Source organism: Polaromonas sp. UC242_47, from assembly GCF_044452385.1.
Classification (GTDB): Bacteria; Pseudomonadota; Gammaproteobacteria; order Burkholderiales; family Burkholderiaceae_C; genus Polaromonas.
In genome coordinates, this window is the sequence record NZ_JBIOAO010000001.1 from 669,264 (window position 1) to 689,795 (window position 20,532).

Here is a 20,532-nt window from a genome sequence, read left to right on the forward strand (position 1 = left end):
ATGACCCTGCCCGCCCCACTTGTGTCGTCCACGCTGGACGAAGAAACCGCCCGCGCCGAAGTTTATGGCTTGCTGGCGGCGCTGTATTACGCGCCACCGACAGCCGATTTGATGGCGAACCTCCGGGTGGCGGTGACCGAAGCGCCGGCCGCCGGCGCCGTGCTCGAAGTATCCTGGCGCGAACTGGTCGGTGTCGCCCGCCAGTTGTCGGATGACGCCATCGTTCGCGAATACGACGCCTTATTCGGCGGCGTCGGCAAGCCCGAGGTCTACCTGTTCGGCTCCCATTACCTCAGCGGTTTCCTCAACGAAAAACCGCTGGCGGCATTACGCACCGACCTTGCCGCCCTGGGTCTGGCGCGCGACGAAACCATGCCTGAAACCGAAGACCATGTGGCCTACCTGTGCGAGGTCATGCGTTACCTGATTGCCGGCGACGATGTGGAAGTCGCCAACCTGACGCGCCAGCGCGAGTTTTTTGCGCGCCATCTCCAGCCCTGGGCAACGGCGCTGTGCGAAGCCGTCAGCCGTCATCCGAAAGCCGATTTTTACCGTGGCCTGGCCGGATTCACCCAGGCCTTCATCAGTGTTGAAGCCCAGGGTTTCGACATGCTGGACTGAAGCCGGCAAACCCCTGTGCGTGCGAGCTGTGTCACCTGGGACGGGCTGGTTCGCGCTGAGCTTTTGCTGCAGTCGCAGCATTTCTCAAAATGTGACACTTCGGGCGGATTGACCTTGTTCGGGTCAAAACTAAGTTGTCTTATCTTTCCCTATCGTTTTCCCCTAAGCCCCGTCTTTAGGCCGCTTCAAGCCATTGTTGCGCGCCGCGGTCTGGCGTACAGTTAGGCATGCTGGTGCATAGCTCACCGGTGCATATATTCATATTGCTTGGATGTCCGCAAGCTTCCTGGGAGACAACGATGGAAAGCCAGCCCAAACCTTCGCGCCGCAGTTTTTTTGTCGGCGCAGCCGTTACCGGTGCTGCCGCAGCAGCGGTCGTTGCTTTGCCAGGGGTGCAAATCCCCGAGGCGGCCAGCCCGGCGCCCAAGCCGGCGCCTGAGAACGGCGGTGGTTACAGCCTCTCGGAACACGTCAAGCGTTATTACACGACCACGCGTATCTAGTTTCTTCCCGTTTTCTTCTTACGGAGAGCCCCATGCTGCTCACGAAAAAGCCTCACGCTATCCATGGTGATCCAGCGCATCGCGCCGGCTCTGCACGTTTTGTCCAAAGCCTGTCGCGCGGTTTGTCGAACGCCTTGCCCACCATGGACAGACGCGCCTTTCTGCGCCGCTCCGGCCTGGGTGTGGGTGTGGGCCTGGCGGCGAGCCAGTTGGTGCTGGTCGAAAAAATCCCAGGCGGCCAGCCCCGGCACCGGTGACGGCAGCGGGAAAATCGAAGTCAAACGCACGGTGTGCACACATTGCTCGGTGGGTTGTGCGGTAGATGCCGTGGTTGAAAACGGTGTCTGGGTGCGCCAGGAGCCGGTGTTTGATTCGCCCATCAACCTGGGGGCACATTGTGCCAAAGGTGCGGCGCTGCGCGAACACGGCCACGGGGAATACCGCCTGCGTTACCCCATGAAGCTGGTCAACGGCAAATATGAACGTATCAGCTGGGACACGGCGCTCAACGAAATCAGCGCAAAAATGCTGGAGTTGCGCAAGGCCAGCGGCCCGGACTCGGTGTACTGGGTGGGCTCGTCCAAACACAACAACGAGCAGGCCTACCTGCTGCGCAAGTTTGTGAGTTTCTGGGGCAGCAACAACTGTGACCACCAGGCGCGTATCTGCCACTCCACCACGGTGGCCGGTGTGGCCAACACCTGGGGTTATGGGGCGATGACCAACTCCTACAACGACATGCAAAACAGCAAGTGCGCCTTGTACATCGGCTCGAATGCCGCTGAGGCACACCCGGTCAGCATGTTGCACATGCTGCACGCCAAAGAAACCGGCTGCAAGATGATTGTGGTGGACCCGCGCTTCACGCGGACCGCCGCCAAGGCCGACGAATACGTGCGTATCCGCTCCGGCTCCGACATTCCTTTCCTCTTCGGCCTGCTGTATCACATCTTCAACAATGGTTGGGAAGACACCAAGTACATCAACGACCGTGTTTACGGCATGGACAAGGTCAAGGCCGACGTGATGGCCAAGTGGACGCCGGACAAGGTCGAAGAAGCCTGCGGCGTCAAGGAAGAGCAAATGCTGCGTGTGGCCACCATGATGGCCAAGAACCGGCCCTCGACCTTGGTGTGGTGTATGGGGCAAACCCAGCACAGCATTGGCAATGCCATGGTGCGGGCGTCGTGCATCGTGCAACTGGCCCTGGGCAACGTCGGTGTGTCCGGTGGCGGCGCCAACATCTTCCGTGGCCACGACAACGTGCAGGGGGCGACGGACATCGGCCCGAACCCCGATTCGTTGCCGGGTTATTACGGTCTGGCCGAAGGTTCCTGGAAACATTTCGCCAAGACCTGGGGTGTTGACTTCGACTGGATCAAGGGCCGTTATGCCTCGCCCGCGATGATGGGCAAGCCCGGCATCACGGTGTCGCGCTGGATTGATGGCGTGCTGGAGAAAAACGAGCTGATCGACCAGGACGCCAATTTGCGCGCCTGCGTGTTTTGGGGCCATGCGCCCAACTCCCAGACCCGCGGCCTGGAGATGAAACGCGCAATGGACAAGCTGGATCTGCTGGTGGTGGTGGACCCTTATCCGTCGGCGACCGCGGCCATGGCCGCCATGCCAGGCAAGGCCGAAGACCTCAACCCGAACCGTGCGGTCTACCTGCTGCCGGCGGCCACCCAGTTTGAAACCAGCGGCTCCGTGACCGCGTCGAACCGTTCGCTGCAGTGGCGCGAAAAAGTGATTGAGCCGCTGTGGGAAAGCCGCAGTGACCACATGATCATGCACCAGCTGGCTGAAAAATTCGGCTTTGCCAAGGAGTTGTCGAAAAACTTCAAGATGCAGAAAGTCAAAGGCCTGGACGAACCCGTGCCGGAAGATATCCTGCGCGAAGTCAACAAGACCTGCTGGACCATTGGCTACACTGGGCAAAGCCCGGAGCGCCTGAAGGCCCATATGCGCAACATGCATTTGTTCGACGTGAAAACGCTCAGGGCCAAACCCGGCAAGGACAAGGAAACCGGTTACGACGTGACGGGCGATTATTTCGGCCTGCCGTGGCCGTGCTGGGGTACGCCCGAGCTCAAACACCCGGGCTCGCCCAACCTGTATGACACCTCCCGGCACGTGATGGATGGCGGCGGTAATTTCCGCGCCAACTTCGGCGTGGAGAAAGACGGCGTCAACCTGCTGGCCGAGGATGGTTCCCATTCCAAGGGCGCGGACATCACCACCGGTTATCCGGAAGTCGACCACCTGTTCATGAAAAAGCTGGGCTGGTGGGATGAATTGACCGATGCCGAGAAGGTCGCGGCCGAAGGCAAAAACTGGAAAACCGATTCCTCGGGCGGCATGATTCGTGTGACCATGAAAAACCATGGTTGTTACCCCTTCGGCAATGCCAAGGCCCGTGCCGTGGTCTGGAATTTCCCCGATGCGATTCCGCAGCACCGTGAGCCGATTTACGGCATCCGCCCGGACCTGGTGGCCAAGTACCCGACACATGACGACAAGAAAGCTTTCTGGCGTCTGCCCACGCTGTACAAGACCCTGCAGCAGAAAAACGTGGCCGACAAGGTAGAGCTGAAATACCCGCTCATCCTGACCTCGGGCCGACTGGTCGAATACGAGGGCGGCGGCGAGGAAACCCGTTCCAACCCCTGGCTGGCCGAGTTGCAGCAGGAAGCTTTTGTCGAGGTGAATCCCAAGACTGCCGCCGAGCGCGGCATCAGCAACGGCGGCCGCGTCTGGCTGAGCACACCGACCGGTGCACGCCTGAATGTGCAGGCCCTGGTGACCGAACGTGTGGGGGCCGACACGGTATGGATGCCTTTCCACTTCTCCGGCTACTGGCAAGGTGCCGACATGCTGGCCTATTACCCCAAGGGCGCCGCGCCCGTGGTGCGCGGAGAAGCCGTCAATACGGCGACGACCTACGGCTACGACAGCGTGACGATGATGCAGGAAACGAAAACGACGATCTGCAATCTCGAGAAAGCATAAGGAATACATCATGGCAAGAATGAAATTTGTCTGTGACGCCGAGCGCTGCATCGAATGCAATGGCTGCGTCACCGCCTGTAAAAACGAAAACGAAGTCCCGTGGGGCGTCAACCGCCGCCGGGTGGTCACGCTCAATGACGGTGTGCCGGGCGAAAAATCCATCTCGGTGGCCTGCATGCATTGCAGCGACGCACCCTGTATGGCGGTCTGCCCGGTCAACTGTTTTTACCGTACCGACGAAGGGGTGGTGTTGCATGACAAGGATGTCTGCATAGGCTGCGGTTACTGCTCATATGCCTGCCCGTTTGGTGCACCGCAGTTCCCCTCGCAAGGCACTTTCGGTGTGCGCGGCAAGATGGACAAGTGCACCTTCTGCGCCGGTGGTCCCGAAGCCAACGGCAGCCAGGCCGAGTTTGAAAAATATGGCCGCAATCGGCTGGCCGAAGGCAAGCTGCCGGCCTGCGCCGAGATGTGTTCGACCAAGGCGCTGTTGGCTGGTGACGGCGACGTGGTGGCCGATATTTTCCGCAACCGCGTGGTGCAGCGCGGCAAGGGTGCCGAGGTCTGGGGTTGGGGAACAGCGTATGGCTCCCGGCAAGCGGGCCAGCCACCAGCAGGAGCCAAATCATGAAGCGCCTGACCCTCTTGATTCCTGCGCTGTGCGCCCTGGCCGGCTTGTCCGCCTGCGGTGAAAAACCGCAAACCCTGAGCGGCACCAAAAGTGATGTCCCCGCCTACATGGGCACCAACGACGGCTTTTCGGCGCCCGGCTGGAAAGCCGGCGACAAGACCAGCTGGGAGCAGGGCCTCAAGGTGCGCATGCAAAACAGCCAGAACGAATACAACAAGTTGAATTCGGATAAATAATAGCCGGAGGCCATATGCAACATGCGCGACTAGCTATATTTTTAATAGCGCTTGGGTTGGCCGGTTGGACCAGTGCGCAAGCGCCCGCGAGTCCGCCGGCGGCAGCAGGCGTGGTTACGCAACAGCCGGCGACGCCCGCGCCTCCGGCCGCAGGCGGCATCCAGAGCCAGAATATTTTTGAAGTCAAACCCGACGCCAGCGCAGACCCCAACTACGCCAAACAAAACAACGGCGAGCGGGCCAAGGTGCAGCCCGGCAACAACGCGCCCATGTGGCGCGACGTGGGCGCGGGCATCACCGGTTACACCAGCCTGCCCAAAAGCGAAGCGCCCGAAGCCGGCAACCTGATCCAGCCGTTTGTGCAATACCCCGGCTCACGCCTGACCAATGCCGGCGAAGCCTGGCGCCAGGTGCGCAACAACTGGATCATTCCTTATGGCGGTTCGCTGTTTCTGATTGTTCTGCTGGCGATTGCGATTTTTTTCTTCAGCAAGGGCAGCATCAAAACGCACGGCGCAGACACGGGCCGCAAGATCGAACGTTTCACGCCGTTTGAGCGTGCGGCGCACTGGTCGAATGCGATTGCGTTTTCCATCTTGGCGATTTCCGGCCTGGTCATGGCCTTTGGCAAATTTTTTCTGTTGCCGGTCATGGGCAGCACCTTGTTTGGCTGGTTGACCTATGTGCTCAAAACCGCGCACAACTTTGCCGGTCCGCTGTTTGCCGTGTCGCTGGTGATTGTGTTTTTCACCTTTTTGCGCGACAACTGGCCGCAAAAAGGCGATGTGAACTGGCTGCTCAAGGGCGGCGGCCTGCTAGGCGGTGCCGAGCCGGCCTCCAACCGGTTTAACGCCGGTGAAAAGCTGATTTTTTGGGGCGGGGTGTTCTTCCTCGGGGTGGTGGTGGTGTCGTCGGGTTTTGTGCTTGACAAACTGCTGCCTGGCCTGGTTTACGAGCGCGCCACCATGCAAATCGCCCACATGGTGCATGCCGTGGCCACGGTGCTCATGATGTGTATGTTCCTCGGTCATATCTACCTGGGCACCATAGGCATGCAGGGTGCCTACAAGGCCATGCGCAGCGGGTATGTGGACGAGGCCTGGGCCAAGGAACACCACGCTTATTGGTATGAAGACGTGAAGTCAGGCCGTGTGCCGGCCCAACGCAGCGAGCCCGCGCCGCCCAGCCAGACCGTGCAGGTATAAAAAAGAGGACGCCATGAAAAATCTTCTGACTTCCGGCCTGTTCAAGGGCTTGTTCACGGGTTTGCTGCTGGGTGTGTCGGCGCTGGCACTGGCCAAACTTCCGCCGCTCAGCGACGAAGCCAAGGCCAAAGCCGCGGAGGCCGCCGCCAAGGCCGCCTGGGCCGGCAAGGTGGATGCTTACCAGTTGTGCCAGTCGCAGGACAAGGCCGCGGCCAGTTATTACAAAACCGCCAAGGCGGCCGGCAAGGACGTGAAGCCGCCGCTGCCCACGCCGGCCTGCGCCGACCCGGGCGCCTTTGTCTATACGCCGCCTGAAGCGCCCAAACCCATAGAAGCGGCGGGCGCCCATTCACCGGCCGCCACGGCCACCAGCCCGCCAAGTGGCAAGCAGCCTGACGCGGTGGTCAATCCGGCCAACAAATCCTGAGATTTTCCCCTCCCATTCAAGGCCGGCTCCGCAAGGTGCCGGCCTTTTTGCGCTAGGCTTGGGACATGTCACTGCCATTTTTGACCCAAGCCCGTGCGCCGCTAACCTGCGAGATAAGCACCGTCAATGAATACGGCGAGCACCACTCGGTGTCTATCCCCGCCGAACGTGCACTCACGGTGTATGTGGACAAGCGTGAGCTGGTCACCCTGATGACGCTGGGCGCACATCCTGAGCTGCTGGTGCTGGGTTATTTGCGCAACCAGCGCCTGGTCAAAGAGGTGAGCGACATCGAATCCATCACGGTGGACTGGGAGGTAGGCGCCGCAGCCGTTAAAACCCGTCATGGCATCCAGGACATTGAAGAGAAAACCGCAAAACGCGTGGTGACCACCGGTTGCGGGCAGGGCAGCGTGTTCGGCGGACTCATGGACGAAGTTGACCAGATCAAACTGCCGGCCGATGCCGGCATCACACAAGCCCAGCTGTATTCGCTAGTCAACACCATTCGCCTCAAGGAAACAACCTATAAGTCTGCGGGTTCCGTACATGCCTGCGCGTTGTTCGACACGACATCCGCCGAACCCGGCATGCTGCTGTTTGTAGAGGATGTTGGGCGTCACAACGCGATAGACACCATTGCCGGCTGGATGTGGATGCAGGGAAATAAAGCCCCCACGCTCGGCACTGACGTGTCCTCGCTGCCCCCCGAGGGGGCGCTGCGCCTGCGGCCCGGCAAAGCCGGTTCCGCGGCCCCGGCTGGTGAAGAGGGGGAGTCCACGCTAGCCGCCTCCCCGACCGCCTTCGGCCCGGACGGTCTGGTGTTTTATACGACCGGCCGCCTGACCAGCGAGATGGTCATCAAATCCGCCCAGATGGGCGTGCCGATTGTCGTGTCGCGCAGTGGCATCACGCAGATGGGCCACCAGGTCGCGCAATCGGTGGGGCTGTGCGCGATTGGCCGCGCCACCAACAAACGTTTTGTCTGTTATGCCAATCCGCAGCGGCTCAAACTGCAGCCCGAACTGGCTGGTGCCAGGCCGCCGTCACCTTCCTCCTCTTCATCCATGGTGATGCCATGAACGACACCACCATAGGCTCCGAAGTACAGCCCACAGCACGGGATGCAGACGCCACAACCCCAGCCGCCCGCCTTCCCCTGCAGAAATGGTTGGTCGAGGGCTTGCGTGCCGGTGTCTTTTTAATGCCCCGGGTGGCCGGCTGCGCGCCTACGCCGCTGCAGGCGCTGATTCTGACCGCGCTGGTTTTGTTGGTTGAGGTCGGGCTGTTCCGGCTCGGGATTGCCGGCCCCGCGCGCCTGGATGTCCAAGCCTGGCTGTCGGCGTGGTGGGTTACCGGGCTTTTCATCGGCCTGGCGTGGTGGGCTTTTCCGTCTCAGCCCGCGCAGCCGGACGGCGAGGGCGACAGGCGTCCGGCCGGTGTTGGCGCCGGTTTTGTGCTGTGGGTGGTCGCCTCGCTTCCCAATATCTTGGTGTACCAGGGTTTGATAGGCGCCATCGCGCATGGCTGGGTCAAGGGCGAGGTGTTTTCCCAGACCTGGCTGTACTGGGTGTTTTATGCGGTGTTCACGACCTGGTCTTTGGGCGCCGCCATTGTGCTGATTGTGCGGTTCACCGGCCTGACCTTGCGCGCTGCGGTTTTTGCGTTGGCCCTGGTCGCCGCTACTGGCCTGACGGCCTGGCATTTCAACGATCGCGCCTGGCAGGAGGACTATGCCGAGCGCGATGCCGCCGCAGAGAACAAGCCCCGTTTGCACCTGAGCCAGCAAACCTTTGAAACCCAGCAGGCCTTGTTGGAAAGCACTCTTGCGGCGATAGCGCCGGAGCGCCCTGGTGTGGCCGACGTTTACGCGCTGGTGTTTGCGCCTTACGCGGCCGAGGACGTTTTCATGCGCGAGAGCAGCATGGTCAGCCAGGTGCTGGCCGAGCGTTTTGACGCCGGTGGCCGCGTGATCCATTTGCTCAACAATGGCAGCACCACGGCCACCCATCCCTGGGCCACGCCGCTGAACCTGCAGCGGGCCATTGACGCGCTGGCTCAGCGTATGGACAAGGAACACGACGTGCTGGTGGTTTACCTGACCTCCCACGGCGCCAGCGACTTCAAACTCGCCGCCTCGCACTGGCCGCTGCAGGTCGAGCCGCTCAGCCCCGCCGACTTGCGGGCGGCGCTGGACCAGGCTGGCATCCGCAACCGTGTGATCGCTGTGTCAGCCTGTTATTCGGGCGGCTGGATCGATGTGCTGGCCACGGACAACACCCTGGTCATGACGGCGGCGGATGCCACCCACACCTCGTACGGCTGCGGCCGCCTGTCGGAGCTCACCTTTTTTGGCCGCGCCATGTTTGACGAACAGCTGCGCAAGACCCATTCTTTCGAGCGGGCGTTTGCGCGCGCCGTGCCATTGATCCAGCAGCGCGAGATCGACGCCGGCAAGGACGACGGCTTTTCGAATCCGCAAATCAGAGTGGGCGCCAACATCCGCCCGGTGTTGCGTGAGCTGGAGTTGCGTCTGGACGCTGCGCCGCCGGCCGCGCCTGCGGGCGATCCCGACGGGCAACAAAACCCGTCCGTGAGCCAAGGGTGGGGGCTTTGCGTTATGGTCCAAGCATGAACCCACTTTTCCTCAAGCTAGGCTGGCGCAGCCTGCTGCGCGACCTGCGCGCTGGCGATTTGCGCCTGCTGATCGTGGCCGTGACCCTGGCCGTGGCGGCCCTGACCGCCGTGGGCTTTTTTGCCGACCGCCTCAAGGGCGGCTTGCAGCGCGATGCACGTCAACTGCTGGGCGGTGACGCCGTGATCCGCAGCGACGGTGTGACACCCGAGGCCTTTGTCGCCAAGGCGCGCAGCCTGGGCCTGCAGGCGATCAGCACCGTGACGTTTCCGACCATGGGTCGCGCGCCCGAAGAAGACGGCGGCACCAGCAAACTGGTGGCTTTCAAGGCCGTGCCCGCCGCTTACCCGCTGCGCGGCGAGATGACGGTGGCCGACAGCCCCGAGGGCGCCGGCAGTGCCACACGTGATATTCCGGCGCCCGGCACCGCCTGGGCCGATGCCTCCTTGTTTGATGCGCTGGGCCTGCGTGTGGGCCAAACCCTGCTGCTGGGTGACGCCCGTTTCAAGCTGACCCGCGTGATTGTCCAGGAGCCTGACCGTGGCGCCGGATTTATCAACTTTTCACCGCGGGTCATGGTCAATACCGCCGACCTGGCCGCCACCCACCTGATCCAGCCGGCCAGCCGCACCAACTACCGCCTCGCCGTGGCCGGCAGCGATGCGGCGGTGAAGACTTACGTCCAGTGGGCCACGCAGGAGATCAAAAAAGCCGAGTTACGCGGCGTGCGCCTGGAGTCGCTGGAAAGCGGCAGCCCCGAGATGCGCCAGACCCTGGACCGCGCCGAAAAATTCCTCAACCTGGTGGCCTTGCTGGCGGCCTTGCTCAGTGCCGTGGCCGTGGCGATTGTGGCGCGCGGTTTTGCCGCCAAACACCTGGACGACTGCGCCATGCTGCGTGTGTTGGGCCAGCCGCAGCGCACCATTGCGCTGGCCTACACCTTTGAGTTTGTGCTGGCCGGCCTGGTCGCCAGCGCCCTGGGCGTGCTGATTGGTTACGGCGTTCATTATGGTTTTGTCTTGTTGCTGGCCGGCCTGGTCGAAACCGTGTTGCCCGCCGCCACCTTCTGGCCGGTGGCGTTTGGCATGGGCATGGGCCTGACCCTGCTGCTGGCCTTTGGCTTGCCGCCTGTGTTGCAGCTGGCGCAGGTGCCGCCGCTGCGCGTGATACGCCGCGATGTCGGCAACCTGCGGCCGGCCTCGCTGGCGGTGTTGCTGGTCGGTGTGGCCGGCTTTGCCGCCTTGCTGCTGGCCGCCAGCAGCGACCTCAAGCTGGGCCTGGTGGCCGTCGGGGGTTTTGCCGCCGCGGTCTTGGTGTTTGCGGCGGCCAGTTACGTCGCGGTGAAACTGCTGCGTACCAGCGTCAACGAAGCCACGGCGCCGCGCTGGCTGGTGCTGGCCACACGCCAGTTGTCGGCGCGCCCCGCCTATGCGGTGGTGCAGGTCAGCGCCCTGGCCGTGGGTTTGCTCGCGCTGATGTTGCTGGTGCTGCTGCGCACCGATTTGATCAGCAGCTGGCGCAATGCCACGCCGCCCGATGCGCCGAATCGTTTTGTGATCAATGTGCAGCCGGAGCAGGGCGAGGCTTTCAAGCAGGCCTTGCGTGATGGCGGCGTGAAAAAATTCGACTGGTACCCCATGATCCGCGGCCGGCTGGTGGCGGTCAACGGCCAGGTGGTGACGCCAGACAACTTCGAGGACGACCGCGCCAAACGCATGGTGGACCGCGAGTTCAACCTCTCCACCAGTACTGAGATGCCTTCGCACAACCAGGTGGTGGGCGGGCGCTGGACGCCCGGTGAAAAAGACGCCATCAGCGTGGAAGACGGCCTGGCCAAAACCCTGGGCCTCAAGCTGGGCGATAGCCTGCGTTTTGACATAGGTGGGCAGCTCAGCGAGGCCAAAATCACCAGCCTGCGCAAGGTCGACTGGGGCTCCATGCGGGTCAACTTTTTTGTGATGTACCCGGTGGCCCAACTGCCCGACGTGCCGGTGTCCTACATCAGCGCCTTTCGTGCACCCGAGAGGGTGGCGGCGCTGGAGGGCCAGGCCAAGCCGCGCAGTTTTGACAATGAACTGGTCAAGGCTTTTCCCAACATCACCAACGTCGACATGAGCAGCACCATTGCCCAGGTGCAGCGTGTGCTGGACCAGGTGATTCGTGCGGTCGAGTTTTTGTTCGGCTTTACCCTGGCGGCCGGGCTGGTGGTCTTGTTTGCGGCCATCACCGCCACGCGTGAAGAACGCGCGCTGGAGTTTGCCATCATGCGTGCCGTAGGTGCGCGCGCCTCCTTGTTGCGCCAGGTGCAGCGCGCCGAGCTGGCCGGTGTCGGCCTGCTGGCCGGTTTTCTGGCGTCCCTGGTGGCGCTGCTGGTGGGCTGGGGGCTGGCGCGTTATGTGTTTGACTTCAGCTGGACCGGCTCCTGGACGGTGCCGCTGTTTGGCAGCCTGGCCGGTGCCTTGCTGGCGCTGGCCGCCGGCTGGTGGGGCTTGCGTTCCGTGCTGAATACGCCGGTGGTTGAAACCCTGCGCAAAGCCCAATAACTGTTTTCCCTTTTATGAATATGCAGATTGAAGAAAAACCACCGGGCCAGCCGCCCTTTGACACACCGTTTGCCTGGATAGGCGGCGAAGAACGCGTGAAAGCGTTGGTCGACCGTTTTTACGACCTGATGGACCTCGAACACGGCTACACGGCACTGCGCGCCGCGCACGGCAACACGCTGGACAACGCACGCCAGCGCCTGTTCTGGTTTCTCTGCGGCTGGATGGGCGGGCCGCAGCATTACACCGAGCAATTCGGCCACCCGCGCTTGCGCGCGCGCCACATGCCCTTTGCCATCGGCATCCTCGAACGCGACCAGTGGCTGGCCTGTATGGACCAGGCCATGGGAGAGACGGGGGTCGATGAGGACTTGCGCGCGCGCCTGCGGACCTCGTTTTTCCAGACCGCGGACTGGTTAGTGAACCAAGATCCGTTAGTTAAAAAGTTGTTCTAAAAAAGTATTTAGAGTATTCTTTTCCAGTCCCATAGGTAGTGGAGGCGGGGAAAAGATGCTGGCTCTTCTTAATTCAGAACGGATCCGTTTACGGGCTCTAGAGTCTTTGCAGACGCGGCACTTGCTTGCCGACTATGCGAAGGTGCATTGGAGTTTCAAACCGACACATAACCATACCACTGAGCGCGTCCACGTGAGCTCTGCTTGGGGAGATTGCGCGCAACTTCTTGGAAAGCCCAAGTTCTGCGACACAAGGGCTGGTAGGGGGGACGATGTTGCCATCGACCGTGTGATACACCTCTGGACGATGCCTTTCAAAAAGACAGTTTTCATCCTTTAGGATGACAAGCGCTTGAGACTCGTCTTCACCACTGATGATTACATCTATGCCGGGCGACCGAGGCCCGGGTTCCCTGTGATCCTGGGCGACGACATGGCTCCTGCTCGCCCGTTCCATGACTACCTGCACGATAACTTGCTGGGGCGGGGTAAAACGCTGGATGTCAAGACATGGGAGGCATACGGGCGGAGGCTTTGGGACTTTGCACGCTACCTGCACACCAACGGTCTGACGTGGGACCAGCCATTTATTGCGCACGGGCAGAGTGTTGTACGGATCTATAGGGACTGGCAGGCGCAAGACTTGAAGCTGGAACCGGCAACCATCAATGATCGTCTCAAGACCGTCACCCACTTTTACGAATGGGCCCTAGATAAGCGGCTCATCCAGCATTTGCCCTTTGGCTACGAGGATAAGAAGGTCTCGGGCATCGAGCATGACTTGAGGCATGTTACAGGTGGCCAGGCGGTGTTCAGCCGTCCGAATGTTCTGCTGGACGAGTGGGATAAGGAGCCGGTGTTCCTGACTGGCGCCCAGATCAAGCTGGCTCGGGAGTCCATTAGGTCAATGTCGCAACGGTTGTTGCTCGACCTGATGGTCCGCGTTGGGCTCAGGTCAATCGAGGCACGCACCTTTCCCCTCAAGTACGTGGTAGATCCCGCCACCTGCGCGCACTGGAAGCCAGGGATGATGATCGATGTGAGGTTGGATCCCCGGGACATGGACATCAAGTTTAAGAAACCCAGGGTTGTTCATATTCCGTACAGTCTGATGCAAGACATGTACCAGTACACCCTCTTCGAACGAAACCGGTTGCTAAAGGAAGGGCTGGAGGCGCGCGCTCTTATTCTCACTACGTACGGGCAGCCATACAGCAAGGACTCCGCTCGCAAGGTCATGCACGACATAGGCCAGCGCTTGGGCTTTCCCATCCGTCCATTGATGCTCAGGCACAGCTACGCGATCCACACCCTGCTGCTGCTCAGGAATAGGCCAGATTTCAAGGGGGAACCTTTGATGTACGTGCGTGACCGTTTGGGGCACAAGAATGTCCAGACCACCATGATTTACCTTAAGCAAATCGAACGTCTTGCCGGTGGCGAAGCGCTGGCCATGATGGAGGAGTTTGACAGGATGTTCGCTGTGAGGACGACGTTGTTGACGCAGTCAGTCTGCGACCCCAGCGCAGAGCAGAAGCACTAGCCATATCTAGGGAGGGATCTTGTCCAAGAAGAACTACCAAGTAAGTCCAGACCGGATCGTCATCGCATCTGGGGAGCAGGCGCCAGGGCTTATCTTTAGCGAGCATCCTCCCGCCGCCCGTATCGATATGCGTGCGTTGCTGGGGGACGATGCTCGTTTTTCTCGCAATGAGAGGATTCTTGAATTTACTGGGTGGCTCGAGCGAGGCATTGACCCATGGGTCTGGGCTGCAGTGGAGGTTCTTCGGAGTATTTTGCTTTCCGGAACGCGCGAGACCAGTACTGTTACCGGTTACAAGGTTTTCCTCCAATATTTCTTTCGTTTTCTCACTGAAGGACGAACTTTTCCACGTGTCGCCTCTCCCGCCGAGCTCACATCGCTGCATGTTCAGGAGTTCAGCGGATGGCTGCGGAAGCAGGGGCAATTGAACCGTTGGAGTACGGATACGGCGCGCAAGTGCTTCTGTGCTGTCAAGGCTGTTCTACTGGAAATGTTCGTTCAAGGCTTGGTCCCCGGCGAGCCCAAGCGTTACTTTTTTCGCGGAGTATTGCCCTGGGACTTTTCCAGCAAACAGACGGCCATGAGCGAAGCTGAGCAGGAGCGGCTTGCGCAAGCACTCAAACAAGACCTGATTGAGGTTTACCACGGACGGCTGACGCTTAGCCGAAGGGACATACAGGCGGTGCGACTGCTGCTGGTTGCGATCCGGCAGGGATGCACCCCGACCCCACTCCTTGAGATTCGTCGGGATGCGGTGGCACCGGGGCTTCTGCCCGGCACCATACGGATTCGCACCTTCAAGCATCGAGGTCGCAAGGTTCGATCGGGAATCGGTCGATCCATGCCCGATGCAACCGAAGAGGATATGGCGTTCGCATTGAGTGAAGGTGCTGTTCTCAATCGGGCCATTGACGATTCGAAGGAGTTGGTATCAGAGGCCCCTGCCCAGTACAAAGACCGGATCTGGTTGTACCGATCTCAGTCCCCAAGGCATGGATATAAGGTCACGTGCCTGACGCGAGAGACCCTTCAAGTAGCTATATCCTCCCTGATCAAGCGCCGCGACCTGCGGGGGGACGATGGCAAGTCGCTCAAACTCAATCTGAGCCGACTTCGTAAGTCGTACTTCGAGCGCAGTTTCAGGCATGCCGACGGAGACTTGGTAATTACGGCCAACCTGATGGGCAACACGCCAAGCGTGGCAGGCTCAAACTACGCCATCATGAATGAGCACCGCAAGGCGGAAGCTGCCGAGTTTATGAACGGTGACTTTACGGCCTTCATGCGAGCTACCGATTCGATCAATGGTGGTGACGCATGCTCAAACCATCTCCAGGTGATTCCGATCAAGCCCTTCGAGGGCGGTAGCAGGAGGGCGCCGACGCAGACCGCCTTGGCAAGTTGCCAAGACACAAGGATGGGAGCAAACGCCCCACGGGATGGACACAACCACTGCGACAGGTACGTGATGTGCCTGTTCTGCCCGAGTTTCGCGGTAGTGGGTGAGGTGGATGAACTCTGGCGTCTCTTCAGCTTCCAGGTGTTTGCCAGTGAGGAACTGGATCACCTTGACGGCACCTTGGGCCCGCAACGGACGGATGACGCTGTTCTGGAGGAAATGAGAGATCGGTACTGCCTGGCGATCCCTTATATCGATGACTTCACGAAACGCCAGTTTGCAGCGAGTCGGGTGGGGGACGCCAGATCCAAGACGGCGGTCGGGCTGCACCCGTACTGGGTACACCAGATTCACATGAGCCGCAAGGCGCGTGGATCTGGTTCCGGAACCCTTGGAGATCAATCTTTCGTGCGGGGCGCCCTGCCATCATGGGTGATAACACCATCAATGCCGGGGGATACTATCGAGGGGGTTGTAACCGTCGCAACAGGCATCGGATCGCAGGAAGGGCACCATGACACCTAAACAAAAAGTTGTTTCTATGGCGTCCGGAACGTCGGTCATCTCATTGCCACCGCCCGTTCGGGTGCGGGCCTTCGAGTTGCTGGCTGTACAGCCAAGAACCCTCGTGGGGCTGTCACATGCGGAACGCGACCGTATCGTGGTCACCGCAGTCGCAGATGCCGAAGGCAATGAGTACCCCGTAAGCAGAATTGGTGATCGTGAGTGGGATCTTTCTTCCGAGTTCGAGGCCAAGAACAGGAGTAAGGAAACTACCCGTATCGTCTGGCCTGTTGATCTTCCCCAAGCGTTAGTGGACGACGTCAAAGCGGTTCTGTACTGCGTCCTACGGCGTGGCCGAGATTACGCAAAACCCTGGACGGGTAGCGCTGTTGTCAAGACCGCTAAGGATTGCATACGGACGCTCAGACACCTCGTATCATTGGGTATCCGTACCTTCAGTGAACTGCGAGCTTTACACATCTCGGACTACATCGCCGATCTGCATCGTTCGATCAAGCCTACGTTCATTCGCGGTCGCCTCACCTTCATTGATCTTGTGTGGCACTTCTCCTCGGAGGTTTTCTATCCGCTGTCCGAAGATCCGTGGGGCGGTCTCAGCCTCCCGCAGGCCTGCGGGGAGACCGACGACGACGGTCCGGCAAGCCGCACGGGCAAGACACCGGTGATTCCCGTGTCTGTGCAGCGCATACTCTTCGCCCACTGTGAGTCTAGGCTGGAGGAAGCTGAAAGCCTTTTTCGGCGGCGGGATGCGGGAGATATCACCGAATCCTCTTATGAACTCACTTCACTGCGTGATGCAATCCTGTATCTATTGCAAATCTGTTCCGGCATGCGCAACTCCGAAAGTACTGGAGTCCGAAACAATTGTTGGCGCACGGAGGTCAGGAATGGACAGCAGTATCACTGGGTTCGGACCCGCGAGATCAAGACTAGGCGAGGTGATGTGGAATTTCTTGTGCCGCCTGAGGCGATATCTGCGCTGCAAGTTTTGCAGCGTTACGCTGAGCCTCTCCAGGCTCGGTTAGCCGAGGAAGGTCGCTGGCTGGAGGTCTTCCTAATGGATGGGGTGAACAAAGACGGGGAATTGCCAAATGGTATGACGGTCGTCGATGTGGTTCAGAGACTCAACCGCGTGCGGGAGATCGGTCAACACCTGTTCTTGGGTTTGACCAAAAATAGCGGCTCAGACCTCCGTGGAACCGGGCCTCAGGTGGACGTGATGTCGCTTGGAGCTTGCAGCGCGCAACTGAAGACATTAGCTAAGGTCGCAGGAGTGGAGTGGAGTCTTGCCAACCACCAATGCCGCCGGACCTTTGCCTTTAATGTGGCCAATTCGCGTCTCGGCCGCATGGGCCTGATATTCCTGAAGTGGCAGCTCAAGCACGCCTCCGTCAGTTGGACCCAGCTCTACGCCTCCAATCCCTACCAAGATCACGGACTCTACCGGGAAATGGAGGAAGAACTGGTCGCGGCCCGCGTGGGGTTGATGGAGGGCTGGTTGAGACCCGATGAGCACCTAGCTGGTGGGGCTGGGAAGAAGCTGCTACGGACCCGGGCCACTCCCGTGAAAAATCGCGAAGCGCTCTTGAGGCATACGGCGGAGGTTGTGAACATCCGTAGCACCGGACACGCATGGTGTCTGAGCGGTACTGAGGGATGTCGCGGGCAGGGTTTGTACGATCCAACGATGTGCGGTGGCTGCTCGCAGGCCGTCATCGATACGTCACAAGCGAGCCAGTGGCAGATGATCCATCTGGACAACTTGCGCTTGGCGGCCATCACAGACTGTGGACCGGCGGTGGCGCAAAAATCTGGAAGAGCGATCAAACGGTCCGCAGAGGTCTTGACCGACTTGGGCGTGCCGCTGCCGACAGATGCACAGGCTGAGGAATATTACGCCCTGACGAGAGGCTCCCGATGAAGACAAACTCGATTGCCGAGCCAGGCGTTATTGCTCCGGAGCCGACCAATGCTGCACGCTCTCGCGACAGGGTTAGAACGCTTCAGGAGCTGCAGTACGCGATGCTCAGGGTCAAGAATAAAGGTGCGAAAATGAGCATCTCGGCAGTTGCGCGGGAGGCCGGAGTAAATGCCTCGTTGCTTCACAACACTTACCCCGATATTGCAGAAGATATCCGGGAACAGATGGGGCGGGCGACTCGTGTGCAGCGTGACCAAAAAGCCGCAGATTTGGTGAAGGCGCGCGAGACTATCCGAGATCTGAGGCGAAAAATCGACGAGATGGAGGTGGACATCGCCAAGAGCACATCGTTGAACCTCGCCCTTGAAGATGAGGTGACCCTGTTGAAGGCAGCGGTCTCAGGCAAATTAATACTTTATCCTTTTCCCCCTAAAAAACCGTAATGGCTCTCAAATTGGGCCTGCATATTTCATTAGCTTCCTGCCCCCCTCGAGCCTCGGATAACTGCCAAGCCTAGTTCAGTGTCTGGCTGAAACGTCTGGCCAAATTTTTGATTTACTTGGATCTCTGCATCCGACCTCATCAATTCAAGGGATACATGACTCCAACGAAATGGGAGAATTTCAGCGCCGTTATTCAATCGAATACTCATTCCGTTGTGGATTGGGGACCACTGCACGGCCCAATCAAGAGTTTCGTGATTAAGAGAGATGCCGATCTAAGGCTTGTCCTCGAAACGACTTCGGATGGCACCAGTGCTTCCACCGCGATTCCACCACCAGCGGGAACAGTTCGAGAATCGACAGATAAGGTGACATTCGCGAGTCAATATGGCGGAACGGCAACCGCACTTGGCGTAACTCAGCGCCTGCTCAATACGTCTTACAAGAGTACTGAAGCGGCAACGCAAAAAGTCGAGACCGCGTTCGTAAGTACCCTGATATGGGCTTCAACGAGATCCGTTGAATCGGCATATACCATTGACTGGCTTGAGAATTTTCCCGACATCTACCATTGGCCGCACGTGATGGATTCGAAGGACACAGAGACCAAACTAACGAAGTTCACAGCTGACGGTTTTGAAATCACCATCAACGTATCGACTGAAGGGGGCTCTTTTGACCGGTCCTGTGTGCACCTTTGCATCGAGGGCATGGAAATATTCGTTGGGAAGTTTCCGAAGAACTCTATATCTGACATCGAAATGCCGGGCTACATCCTATACAAGGGAAGTCCCGAAGCTTTGTTTCGCGAGAAGCTCCGCAATGCGCTCTCGTTCGCTCTTGGGAAGTACCTTGTTTACCTTGGACATTCGGGTTTCACCGAGCAATGGGAACTAAATTGCATCGAGGCGGTTAGTCCGGCCACATTGGGCGGAGCCGCAACCAAGCTGACAACAATGCCGGCGGCCCCACTTGATCTCAAATATGAGTGGTGGATCACGCCTGGGGTCCTTCAAAGACTAGTTAGGTCAATTTTTGACCAGTACGAACGGTTTCATCTAAGAAGCGTGCTTTGGGGATATTGGCACGGCTGCGCAGCACCCGTTCATATTGCAGCGGTTCACTTCGCTGCTACCGTGGAAGGCCTGCAGAACTCATTTTTTGAAATCGAGGGCCCAGCTTCGAAGAACCTTCTTGACAAGGAATCGTGGAAGCAACTCCAGAAGCGGTTGCTCGCCGAGTTCGAGAAGATTGAAGCCACCGCCGAACTTAAGTCGATTTTTCAGAATAAGTTGGGTGCATTGAATACAGCCCCGCAATCTGTGCTGATGGAGCGATTTCTAGAAAATCTAGGCATCGAGATGGGGGCGGTTGAGAAACGTGCTTGGAGAAATGGCAGAAATCGCGCCGCCCACGGAGGAGTCATTGAGGCGCATGAGTTCATCACCGTGATAAGAGAAAACAAGGCACTGCAAGTCCTTGTCAATCGACTGATCTTGGCTGTCTGCAAAGGGGCAGACCACTATCATGATTACTACACTCTCGGACACCCTATCAGCCCGCTGATGAATCCAGTTTTCGATGATTTGATCGCATAGCGTTCATGCTGCACAAAGCCGATGGATGTCTGATTTTCTATGATCTACATAGATCGCTTGATTATGCAAAATTGTCGTTGAAGCAACTGCTACCCGTGGATTGTCAGGAAGGGCTGATCAGGTATGCAGCGCGTACCTCAAGTGGCATTGGGGACGAGTCAATTTATTGACATTCGACGATGAGTGCTTTTACTTGCCGGCAGCCATCAAGGCTTTTCATAGACTCGATTGGTGTTCGTCCTTGCAGTCCAACTTTGGGTGACGTGAACCACCTTTCAGATTGCTGAGAGCTTCTAAATACCTTTTGAGCAAGGGTCGCAATTTCAGTAATTTCTGCACGCACGGCGGGTGTGATTGCTGCAATACCATTGTGCGTGGTTGGTGTTTGCATATTCCGGGCCTTTTGCTCAGCAATTCCGGCGCCATGCGCATGCTGAACGGTGCTCATGATTGGCGTTGAGGTTTTACCCTCATTACATCAACTGGCTAGTCTTGCGGCGACCGAATACACTCGCTTGACTGCCGCAATCGTCCCAGTGCTCTCTGCTGTCCCCAGGCAGCTCTCAGTCCAGAACGACTGATCCAGCATCAGCGAAGCACTCACGCTAGCGTACGAACCCTTTGCTGCAGTAGTGCCTTGGGTATGTTGATCGCCATGGCCTGCATGCATCGTTCCAACCAGCCATGGCGGGTTTGCATCCTGTTTATCGCCTTGGTAAGGTCCTCTGCCGTATGCCTGTTCGGCCTTCGCCACAGCCTGTCGGAGCAAGCCCAGTGACGGGCGCATCATTGCCAGGTCAATCAGGTCTCGGCTGAAAACGCCATCATCGCCCCAGCG

16 protein-coding genes and 1 pseudogene are annotated in these 20,532 nt (G+C 59.2%); 16 read left to right on the forward strand and 1 reads right to left on the reverse strand.

Annotated features, from left to right (window positions below):
- From ACHMXK_RS03305 to ACHMXK_RS03380, 16 genes and pseudogenes are all read left to right on the forward strand, one after another.
- Positions 1 to 621: a molecular chaperone gene (locus tag ACHMXK_RS03305; protein ID WP_397437651.1), complete on the forward strand. Its 621-nt coding sequence runs from the start codon at positions 1 to 3 to the stop codon at positions 619 to 621.
- A 299-nt stretch (positions 622 to 920) separates the two neighbouring features.
- Positions 921 to 1,124: a formate dehydrogenase gene (locus tag ACHMXK_RS03310; RefSeq protein ID WP_397437653.1), complete on the forward strand. Its 204-nt coding sequence runs from the start codon at positions 921 to 923 to the stop codon at positions 1,122 to 1,124.
- 32 nt (positions 1,125 to 1,156) lie between these two features.
- Positions 1,157 to 4,133 (forward strand): annotated as a pseudogene (locus ACHMXK_RS03315) (formate dehydrogenase subunit alpha).
- A gap of 10 nt (positions 4,134 to 4,143) precedes the next feature.
- Positions 4,144 to 4,764, forward strand: a complete 621-nt coding sequence (gene fdh3B / locus ACHMXK_RS03320) for a formate dehydrogenase FDH3 subunit beta (RefSeq protein ID WP_091999127.1) — start codon at positions 4,144 to 4,146, stop codon at positions 4,762 to 4,764.
- Entirely contained in the window at positions 4,761 to 5,000 is a 240-nt protein-coding gene (locus ACHMXK_RS03325; protein ID WP_397437654.1) for a hypothetical protein, read from the forward strand. The genes fdh3B and ACHMXK_RS03325 overlap by 4 nt, the downstream gene beginning before the upstream one ends.
- Before the next feature lie 14 nt (positions 5,001 to 5,014).
- Entirely contained in the window at positions 5,015 to 6,205 is a 1,191-nt protein-coding gene (locus ACHMXK_RS03330; RefSeq protein ID WP_397437656.1) for a formate dehydrogenase subunit gamma, read from the forward strand.
- A gap of 13 nt (positions 6,206 to 6,218) precedes the next feature.
- Entirely contained in the window at positions 6,219 to 6,632 is a 414-nt protein-coding gene (locus ACHMXK_RS03335) for a hypothetical protein (RefSeq protein ID WP_397437658.1), read from the forward strand.
- Positions 6,633 to 6,697: 65 nt separating this feature from the next.
- Positions 6,698 to 7,714, forward strand: coding sequence for a formate dehydrogenase accessory sulfurtransferase FdhD (locus ACHMXK_RS03340; RefSeq protein WP_397437660.1), 1,017 nt, complete (start codon positions 6,698 to 6,700; stop codon positions 7,712 to 7,714).
- Complete coding sequence (locus tag ACHMXK_RS03345; RefSeq protein WP_397437662.1) at positions 7,711 to 9,267, forward strand: C13 family peptidase; 1,557 nt, start codon at positions 7,711 to 7,713, stop codon at positions 9,265 to 9,267. Before ACHMXK_RS03340 ends, ACHMXK_RS03345 begins: the two co-directional genes overlap by 4 nt.
- On the forward strand, positions 9,264 to 11,810 hold the full coding sequence (locus tag ACHMXK_RS03350) for an ABC transporter permease (protein ID WP_397437664.1): 2,547 nt from the start codon (positions 9,264 to 9,266) through the stop codon (positions 11,808 to 11,810). Before ACHMXK_RS03345 ends, ACHMXK_RS03350 begins: the two co-directional genes overlap by 4 nt.
- 20 nt (positions 11,811 to 11,830) lie before the next feature.
- Positions 11,831 to 12,265: a group II truncated hemoglobin gene (locus tag ACHMXK_RS03355; protein WP_397442432.1), complete on the forward strand. Its 435-nt coding sequence runs from the start codon at positions 11,831 to 11,833 to the stop codon at positions 12,263 to 12,265.
- A 352-nt stretch (positions 12,266 to 12,617) separates the two neighbouring features.
- Positions 12,618 to 13,808, forward strand: coding sequence for a tyrosine-type recombinase/integrase (locus ACHMXK_RS03360; protein ID WP_397437666.1), 1,191 nt, complete (start codon positions 12,618 to 12,620; stop codon positions 13,806 to 13,808).
- Positions 13,809 to 13,827: 19 nt separating this feature from the next.
- Positions 13,828 to 15,732 (forward strand): hypothetical protein, encoded by a 1,905-nt coding sequence (locus ACHMXK_RS03365; protein ID WP_397437668.1) that lies wholly within the window; start codon positions 13,828 to 13,830, stop codon positions 15,730 to 15,732.
- The gene (locus ACHMXK_RS03370) at positions 15,722 to 17,653 is read left to right on the forward strand and encodes an integrase (protein WP_397437670.1); all 1,932 of its coding nucleotides are present in this window, start codon (positions 15,722 to 15,724) and stop codon (positions 17,651 to 17,653) included. Before ACHMXK_RS03365 ends, ACHMXK_RS03370 begins: the two co-directional genes overlap by 11 nt.
- The gene (locus tag ACHMXK_RS03375) at positions 17,650 to 18,096 is read left to right on the forward strand and encodes a TetR family transcriptional regulator (protein ID WP_397437672.1); all 447 of its coding nucleotides are present in this window, start codon (positions 17,650 to 17,652) and stop codon (positions 18,094 to 18,096) included. Before ACHMXK_RS03370 ends, ACHMXK_RS03375 begins: the two co-directional genes overlap by 4 nt.
- 155 nt (positions 18,097 to 18,251) lie before the next feature.
- Positions 18,252 to 19,694, forward strand: a complete 1,443-nt coding sequence (locus ACHMXK_RS03380) for a hypothetical protein (protein WP_397437674.1) — start codon at positions 18,252 to 18,254, stop codon at positions 19,692 to 19,694.
- Between the two features lie 163 nt (positions 19,695 to 19,857).
- Here the strand turns inward: ACHMXK_RS03380 and ACHMXK_RS03385 are convergent, their stop codons facing one another.
- Entirely contained in the window at positions 19,858 to 20,142 is a 285-nt protein-coding gene (locus ACHMXK_RS03385; RefSeq protein ID WP_397437676.1) for an antitoxin Xre/MbcA/ParS toxin-binding domain-containing protein, read from the reverse strand.
- Positions 20,143 to 20,532: the final 390 nt, after the last annotated feature.